Consider the following 8,159-nt stretch of genomic DNA (forward strand, 5'->3'; position numbering starts at 1 on the left):
GCTCGGCGGGCTCCGCACGGTCGGCCGGCGGCCCGACGGCGAGCGACAGTGCACCGGCCGCCGTGACCGTGGTCACGAGCCCAAGGGCCGCGCCCGACAGAAATCCCCGTGCCATCCGGTGCCCTCCCGCTCGTCCTCGCAATGCCCGGCCTCTTGCTGCATGTCTTGCGTGCCGGTTCCCGCAGGCGGACGCAAGGGCCGGCCGGCCCTTGACGCCGCTTCGCGGCTCGGCCCAAGTATACCGCGACTGGCGCTGCCGCGGCCAGCCCCGGCGCGCCTCCGGGGGCCCGCCCGCGCCGAAAGACACCGACGAAGGCCCGCATGCTGCTGCTCATCGACAATTACGACAGCTTTACCTACAACCTCGTGCATTATCTGGGCGAGCTCGGGGCCGAGGTGCGCGTGGCGCGCAACGACGCGCTCGACGTGCAGGCGGCCATGGCGCTGAACCCCGCGGGCATCGTGCTGTCGCCCGGTCCCTGCGATCCGGCGCAGGCCGGCATCTGCCTCGCCCTGACCGAGGCCGCGGCCGAGACGGGCACGCCACTCCTCGGCGTTTGCCTCGGGCACCAGACCATCGGGCAGGCCTTCGGCGGACGGGTCGTGCGGCATTCCGAGATCGTGCACGGCAAGATGGGCCGGATCCGCCACACCGGCGGCGGCGTCTTCGGCGGGCTGCCCTCGCCCTTCGAGGCGACGCGCTATCACAGCCTCGTCGTGGCCCGCGACGGACTGCCCGAGGCGCTGGAGGTGACCGCCGAGCTCGAGGACGGCACGATCATGGGGCTGTCGCACCGGACGCTGCCGATCCACGGCGTGCAGTTCCATCCCGAGAGCATCGCGTCCCAGCACGGCCACGCGCTGCTGCGGAACTTCCTCGACATCCTGCCGGTGCCCGCATGAGTGACACCCTGAAGCAGCTGATCGGGGCGGCCGCCGACCGGCCGCTGACGCGCGACGAGGCCGAGCGCGCCTTCACCCTCCTGTTCGAGGGCGAGGCGACGCCGGCGCAGATGGGCGGTCTGCTCATGGCGCTGCGCACGCGGGGCGAGACGGTCGAGGAATACGCGGCCGCCGCCGCGGTGATGCGGTCGAAATGCCACCGCGTGACCGCCCCCGAGGGCGCCATGGACATCGTCGGCACCGGCGGCGACGGCAAGGGCACGCTCAACATCTCGACCGGCGCGGCCTTCGTGGTGGCGGGCGCGGGCGTGACGGTGGCCAAGCACGGCAACCGCAACCTGTCGTCGAAATCCGGATCGGCCGACGCGCTGGCGCAGATGGGCGTGAACGTGATGATCGACGCACGCCGCGTGTCCGACGTGCTGCGCGAGGCCGGCATCTGTTTCATGATGGCGCCGATGCACCATCCGGCGATGGCCCATGTCGGCCCGACGCGCATGGAGCTTGGCACAAGAACGATCTTCAACATCCTGGGACCGCTGACGAATCCCGCCGGCGTCAAGTTGCAGCTGACGGGCGCGTTCTCGCGCCTGCTGATCCGGCCCATGGCCGAGACGCTGCGCACGCTCGGGTCCACGCGGGCGTGGCTCGTGCATGGCGGCGACGGCACCGACGAGCTGTCGATCTGCGGGCCGAGCCAGGTCGCGGCGCTCGAGGACGGGGCGGTGCGCGAGTTCGAGACCCATCCCGAAGAGGCGGGCCTGCCCGAGCATCCGTTCGACGCGATCCTGGGCGGCACGCCCGAGGAGAACGGCCGCGCCTTCCGCGCGATGCTGGGCGGCGCGCCCGGGGCCTACCGCGACGCGGTGCTGCTGAACGCCGCCGCGGCGCTGGTGGTCGCGGGCCGCGCGCCCGACCTGCGCGAGGGCGCGGGCATGGCGGCCGAGAGCATCGATTCCGGTGCCGCGATGGCCCGGATCGAGGCGCTGGCCCGGCTGACCGCGACCGCGTGAGGCTGTCCCCGCCGCAGGCCTGGGCGCATCTGCCCTTCTTCGCCCGCGACCTGCCCGCGATCGCGGCACGGCTCGCAGCCGAGACGCGTCCCGTGCTGCCGCCGGAGCACCAGGTCTTCGCCGCGCTCGAGGCGGTGGCACCCGAGGAAGTGCGCGTGCTGATCCTTGGCCAGGACCCATATCCGACGCCCGGGCACGCGCACGGGCACGCCTTTTCGGTGGCCCCGCACGTGCGCCCCCTGCCCCGCTCCTTGTCCAACATCTTCAAGGAGATGCAGGCCGACCTTGGTGCATCGCCCGAAGACGGCGACCTGCGGCACTGGGCGGACCAGGGCGTGCTCCTGCTGAACACCGCGCTGACGGTGCCGGCGGGGGACGCGGGCGGGCACGCGCGGCTCGGTTGGGCACGGCTGGCACAGGAAGTGATCGGCGAACTTTCCCTTTCGCCACGGGCCTTTGTGCTCTGGGGCGGGCATGCTCAGAGGTTCCGGCCCTTCATAAACGGCGCCGGGCACCTTATCCTTGAAAGTGCACACCCATCGCCCCTGTCGGCGCGGCGGGGCTTTTTCGGCTCCCGCCCCTTTTCGCGCGTGAACGACTGGCTTAAGGCGAGGGGCGAGACCGAAATCAGCTGGATGAGGACATGACAGAGACCATTCTGGACAGGATCAAGGCCCAAAAACTCGTCGAAATCGCGTCGGACAAGGCAACGATGCCGCTGAACCTCATCGAGGACGCGGCCCGGAACGCCGATGAAATCCGGCCCTTCGCGGAAAGCCTGCGCCGGGCGCAAGCCACCGGCTACGGGCTCATCGCGGAGATCAAGAAGGCCTCGCCGTCCAGGGGACTCATCCGCAGCGACTTTGACCCCGCGGGTCTGGCCGAGGCCTACGAGCGCGGTGGCGCGACCTGCCTGTCGGTGCTCACCGACATGAGCTTCTTCAAGGGCGCGAAGCCCTATCTCACGCAGGCGCGCGGCGCGTCCCGCCTGCCGGTCCTGCGGAAGGACTTCATCTACGACCCCTACCAGATCGTCGAGGCACGCTCGCTGCACGCGGACGCGATCCTGCTCATCATGGCGACGCTCGACGACGCGCAGGCGGCCGAGCTCGAGGCCTGCGCGATGGAATGGGGCATGGACGTTCTGGTCGAGGTGCACGACCGCGAGGAGCTCGACCGCGCGCTCAAGCTGCGCTCGCGCCTCATCGGCGTGAACAACCGCGACCTGCGCACCTTCGAGACCTCGCTCGACGTGACGCGCGCCCTGGCGCAGCACGTGCCCGACGAGTGCCTGCTCGTGTCGGAATCGGGCCTGCACGCTCCCGAAGACCTGCGCGCCATGGCCGAGGCCGGCGCCCGCAGCTTCCTGATCGGTGAGGCGCTGATGCGCGAGGAGAACGTCGAGGCCGCGACGGCCCGCATCCTCGCCGACCCGGTCCTGGCCTGAGCGCGATGGCGGGGCTCAGCCATTTCGACGCGGACGGCCATGCACACATGGTCGACGTGTCGGACAAGGCCGAGACGGCGCGCGTCGCCGTCGCCGCGGGCTGGGTGAAGATGGCGCCCGAAACCCTTGATATCGTGACCGAAGGTTCGGCCAAGAAGGGAGACGTGATCGGCGTCGCCCGGCTTGCCGGCATCATGGGCGCCAAGCGCACGTCGGACCTGATCCCGCTCTGCCACCCGCTGCCGGTGAGCAAGGTGGCGGTCGAGATCGTGCCCGACCGCGACCTTCCGGGGCTGCGGATCGAGGCGACGGTCAAGACGACGGGCCGCACCGGCGTCGAGATGGAGGCCCTGACCGCGGTCTCGACGACGGCGCTGACTGTCTACGACATGGTCAAGGCGGTCGACCGGACCATGGAGATCGGCGGCATCACGCTGCGGCTCAAGGACGGCGGCAAGTCCGGGCGTTTCGAGGCGCCATGATCCCGGTCGCCGCGGCGCTCGACGCGCTCTTCGCCCTGACCGCGCCGCTCGACGCCGAGGACGTGCCGCTGGCGCGGGCCTCGGGACGCGTGCTGCGCGTGCCGGTCACCGCACGGCGCGACCAGCCGCCCTTTCCGGCCTCGGCCATGGACGGCTACGCGGTCACGGACGACGCCGCCCCGGGTGCGCCGCTCCGGGTGATCGGCGAGAGCGCCGCGGGAACGGCCTTTGTGGGCCGCGTGGGCCCGGGCGAGGCGGTGCGCATCTTCACCGGCGCGCCGGTGCCCGAGGGCGCGACGCGGGTGATCCTGCAGGAAGACGTCACGCGCGAGGGCGACCGGGTGATGCCCGCCGCCGACGCCTTCGGCAGCGGGACGAACATCCGTCCGGCCGGGGCGGATTTCAGCGCCGGGCACGGCATGGCGCCGCCGCGGCTTCTGCGGCCGAACGACGTGGCGCTGCTCGCGGCCATGGGCGCGGGCACGGTCGCGGTGACGCGACGCCCGCGGGTCGCCATCATCGCCACGGGCGACGAGCTCGTCCTGCCCGGCGACGCGCCCGGGCCCGACCAGATCTACGCCTCGAACACATTCGGTCTCGCCGCGCATCTCTCGGCGCTCGGCGCCGAGCCGCGGCTCCTGCCGGTGGCGCGCGACAGCGTCGCGGCCTTGTCGACCGTGCTGTCGCTCGTCGACGACGCGGACCTCGTGCTGACGGTCGGCGGAGCCTCGGTGGGCGATCACGACCTCGTCGCGCGGGTCGCGGGCGACCTGGGCCTCGACCGGGCGTTCTACAAGGTGGCGATGCGGCCGGGAAAGCCGCTGATGGCCGGGCGGCTCGGGGACGCGGTGATGATCGGGCTGCCCGGCAACCCGGTCTCGGCGCTCGTCTGCGGGCATGTCTTCGTGGCGCCGGTGGTGCGCGCGATGCTGGGGCTCGGTGCAGAACCGGCCCGGCGGCTGGTGGCGCCGCTGGCGGCGCCGCTCGCGGCCAACGGCCCGCGCGAGCATTACATGCGGGCCGAGCGGACCGAGGCCGGCCTGCGCGCGTTCGAGCGGCAGGACAGCGCGCTCCTGAGCGTGCTTGGGGCCGCGGACGCGCTGATCGTCCGGCCGCCCCACGATCCCGCCCGCGCGGCGGGCGCCGAGGTGCCCTACCTTCCCCTCTAGCCGCTGTCGCCGGTGGCGCAGTCCTCGACCCGTGGCCCGGGCGGCGGCACCGGCGCCTCCGGCAGCGGCAGGACATCGATCTGCAGGCGCACCGCCTCGGCGAGGGCGTCGAGCGAGAACGGTTTCTGCAGGAAGGTCGCGTGCGGCATGTGGGCGGTGTGCACCGCGATCGCGTCCTCGGCATAGCCCGAGACGAAGATCGCCGGAACGTCCGGCCGGGCCTCGCGCGCGGCCCGCACCCAGGTCGGGCCGTCCATGCCGGGCATGATGACGTCCGACACGAAGAGGTCGATGCGCAGGTCGGGATCGGAGAGGAGGCGCAGCGCCTCCTCCCCGCTGTCGGCCTCGACCACGGTGAACCCCTTGAGCCGCAGCGCGCGCGAGGCGAAGGCGCGCACCGGCGCCTCGTCCTCGGTCAGCAGGATGACGCCCGAGCGCCCCCGAGCGGGCCGGCGCGGCGCGGGGGGCAGCGGGCGGGCGCGCACCACCGCCGCCGCGTGCGCTGGGAACATCAGGCGGAAGCAGGTGCCGCGCCCCACCTCGCTGTCGAGGAAGACGAAGCCGCCGGTCTGCTTGACGATGCCGTAGACCGTGGACAGGCCGAGGCCCGTGCCCTCGCCCGTGCGCTTCGTGGTGTAGAACGGCTCGAACACCTTGCTGATCTTGTCGGGCGCGATGCCGTGGCCGTCGTCGATCACCTTGACCACCACGTAGGCGCCCGGTTCCACCTCGGCGCGGTCGCGGCGCAGGGGTTCGCGGAGCACCACGCTTTCCGTCTCGATCAGGATGCGGCCGCCGTCGGGCATGGCGTCGCGGGCGTTCACCACGAGGTTCATCATCACCTGCTCGAGCTGCCGGCGGTCCGCGCGGATCGACGGCAGCGCGGGGTCGTGGCGCAGTTCGAGCACGATCTTCTCGCCCACCAGGCGGTTCAGCAGGTGCGTCAGGTCCGACAGCGTCTCGCGCAGATCGAGGAGCTCGGCCCGCAGCGTCTGCTTGCGCGAGAAGGCGAGCAGCTGGCCCACCAGCGCCGCCGCGCGGTTGGCGTTCTGGTTGATCTGCACGAGGTCGCCGAAATCCGGGTCGTCGCGGTCGTGTCGCAAGAGCAGCAGGTCGCAATGCCCCGAGATCGCGGTCAGCAGGTTGTTGAAGTCGTGCGCGATGCCCCCGGCCAGCTGGCCGATCGCCTGCATCTTCTGGCTCTGGACGAACTGCGCCTCGAGCGTCTTGAGCTCGGTCGCGTCGTTCAGCACGGCGATCAGGACGGGGCCCGCATCCTCGTCCACCCGCGACAGCGTGATCTGCACGAAGACCTCGGCGTCGGGGCGCCGGAGGCGCAGGAACTCCGCCCGGTTGAGCCCGCGCCCCGCCGCCGCGTCGCCGAGCCAGTCGGGGATCGGCCGGCCGAGCCCCTCCATCAGGTCGCTGATGCAGGGCAGCGGCCCGGCCTCGACCCCGAGCAGCCGGCGCGCGCCGGCATTGGCCGACAGGATGGCACCGTCCGGCGCCACGCGCAGGAGCGCGATCGGCAGCCGGTCGAGCAGGCTGCCGAGCTGCGGCAGCGATGCGGAGGATTCGGGCAGGAGCGCCACCTCGGACCGCCCGGGCCCGGTGTCGTAGCGGCGCAGCACGAAGGGGCGCGGCCCCTCGGCGGTGACGATGGGCTGCGGCGCGCCGGAGAAGTCGAGCGCGGACGGCGCGAGGTCCGAAAGGCGCCGCACCCGCCGCCCGAGGCAGCACCGCGCGGCGGCGTTCATGGCGAGGACGACGCCGTGCCGCCCGATCGTCAGGACCGGCACGCTCGCGGGGTCGTCGCGGCGGGGCTCGAACGCCTCGAGCCGCCAGAGCGCCACACCGGGCGCAGCCGGCCGGACCGAGATGCGCAGCGCGCCGTCGCCGACGATCACGTCCTCGCTGGCGCGCCCCTCGGCGGCAGCGCGGCGCTGCAGGCGTTCGAGGATCGCGGCAGGATGGGCAAGCTCGGTCCTGAGCAGCGCCCCGAGCGAGGCGCCGGGCACCGCGCCGAGCCGCGCGACCGCCGCGGGATTGGCGTGGAAGACGCGCGTGCCCGCCTCGCAGAGAAGGCAGGCGGCGGCGTCATCCTCGAGCACGTCGCGGTAATGGGCGAGCGCGCCGCGGCGACGCAGGCGGATCGGCCGCACCGGCATGAGCGGCAGCGCGGCGATGAGGAAGAGCACCGCACCGCCCGCGAGCAGCGCCACCAGCGCGACCGGTCCCGCGGCGAAGGGCAGCGCGAGCATGCACGCGGCACCGGCCGCCAGGACCGCGAGGGCGCGCAATGTGGCGGCGGGGCCGCCGGGTTCCGCGGGCATCGATCGGTGACGGCCGAGATCGGTCAAGCGCATGTCCGCATGTCCTTTGCGGACAGAACTACACCCCATGCCGGGCTAAGAATCGGTTAACGCGGATTCCCGCACAACCCGCGGCTGAAAGCGTCTCCGTTCAGCGCACGCGCGTCAAGTGTGCCGCGTAGAAGCCGTCGCCGTCCGCATCGGGCAGGACGGCGGAGCCGCCGGTGACCTCCCAGCCCGGGTGGCGCGCGGCGAAGGCGTCGACCTGCCCGGCATTCTCCTCGGGCAGGACGGAACAGGTGACGTAGGCGAGATGGCCGCCCGGCGCGACCATGGGCGCGACCGTGTCGAGGATCGCGGCCTGCGTGGCGCGCAGCCGGTCGAGATCGTCGGGCAAGAGACGCCACTTGCCGTCGGGCGCCCGCCGCCACGCACCGCTGCCCGAACAGGGCACGTCTGCGAGGACGAGGTCGTAGGGCCCGCGCGGCGCATCGGTCACGGCGACGCGCGCACCGGCGCGCGCGGCGCGGGCCGGCAGGTCGGACATGCGGCGCGGATGCGCGTCATGTGCGGCGACCGGCCCGCCGCCGAGCCGCGCGGCGAGCGCCAGCGTCTTGCCGCCGCCGCCCGCGCAATAGTCGAGCACGCGCGCGCCGGGCGCGAGCGGCAGCGCCTCGATCACCGCCTGGCTGCCCGCGTCCTGCAGCTCGACGAGGCCGTCGCGGTAGGCGGCGGACTGCGCCACGCGGCGCGCGTTCGCGGTGACGGTGAGCGCTGTCGCCGCGCGCGGGTTGCGGCGCACCGCGATGTCCTCGGCGGCGAGCGCCGCCTCG

Annotated in this window: 8 protein-coding genes; 6 read left to right on the plus strand and 2 right to left on the minus strand. The window is 73.0% G+C overall.

Annotation, left to right across the window (positions count from 1 at the left end):
• Window positions 1-321: 321 nt before the first annotated feature.
• The 6 genes from RISW2_RS22020 to RISW2_RS22045 are packed head-to-tail and all read left to right on the plus strand — an operon-like array spanning window position 322 to window position 5,014.
• Window positions 322-903: an anthranilate synthase component II gene (locus RISW2_RS22020; protein ID WP_043775255.1), complete on the plus strand. Its 582-nt coding sequence runs from the start codon at window positions 322-324 to the stop codon at window positions 901-903.
• Entirely contained in the window at window positions 900-1,916 is a 1,017-nt protein-coding gene (gene trpD, locus RISW2_RS22025) for an anthranilate phosphoribosyltransferase (RefSeq protein ID WP_043775257.1), read from the plus strand. Before RISW2_RS22020 ends, trpD begins: the two co-directional genes overlap by 4 nt.
• Before the next feature lie 2 nt (window positions 1,917-1,918).
• Complete coding sequence (locus RISW2_RS22030; protein ID WP_043775267.1) at window positions 1,919-2,563, plus strand: uracil-DNA glycosylase; 645 nt, start codon at window positions 1,919-1,921, stop codon at window positions 2,561-2,563.
• Window positions 2,560-3,363: an indole-3-glycerol phosphate synthase TrpC gene (trpC, locus tag RISW2_RS22035; RefSeq protein ID WP_043775259.1), complete on the plus strand. Its 804-nt coding sequence runs from the start codon at window positions 2,560-2,562 to the stop codon at window positions 3,361-3,363. Before RISW2_RS22030 ends, trpC begins: the two co-directional genes overlap by 4 nt.
• A gap of 5 nt (window positions 3,364-3,368) precedes the next feature.
• The gene (gene moaC, locus RISW2_RS22040) at window positions 3,369-3,845 is read left to right on the plus strand and encodes a cyclic pyranopterin monophosphate synthase MoaC (protein WP_043775260.1); all 477 of its coding nucleotides are present in this window, start codon (window positions 3,369-3,371) and stop codon (window positions 3,843-3,845) included.
• Entirely contained in the window at window positions 3,842-5,014 is a 1,173-nt protein-coding gene (locus RISW2_RS22045; protein WP_043775262.1) for a molybdopterin molybdotransferase MoeA, read from the plus strand. Before moaC ends, RISW2_RS22045 begins: the two co-directional genes overlap by 4 nt.
• Here the strand turns inward: RISW2_RS22045 and RISW2_RS22050 are convergent.
• Entirely contained in the window at window positions 5,011-7,380 is a 2,370-nt protein-coding gene (locus RISW2_RS22050) for a hybrid sensor histidine kinase/response regulator (protein WP_244437710.1), read from the minus strand. The genes RISW2_RS22045 and RISW2_RS22050 overlap by 4 nt on opposite strands.
• Before the next feature lie 97 nt (window positions 7,381-7,477).
• Window positions 7,478-8,159: RsmB/NOP family class I SAM-dependent RNA methyltransferase (locus RISW2_RS22055; protein ID WP_043775264.1), on the minus strand; the 682-nt coding region annotated here is incomplete at its 5' end.

This window comes from Roseivivax isoporae LMG 25204 (genome assembly GCF_000521865.1).
Taxonomy (GTDB): domain Bacteria; phylum Pseudomonadota; class Alphaproteobacteria; order Rhodobacterales; family Rhodobacteraceae; genus Roseivivax; species Roseivivax isoporae.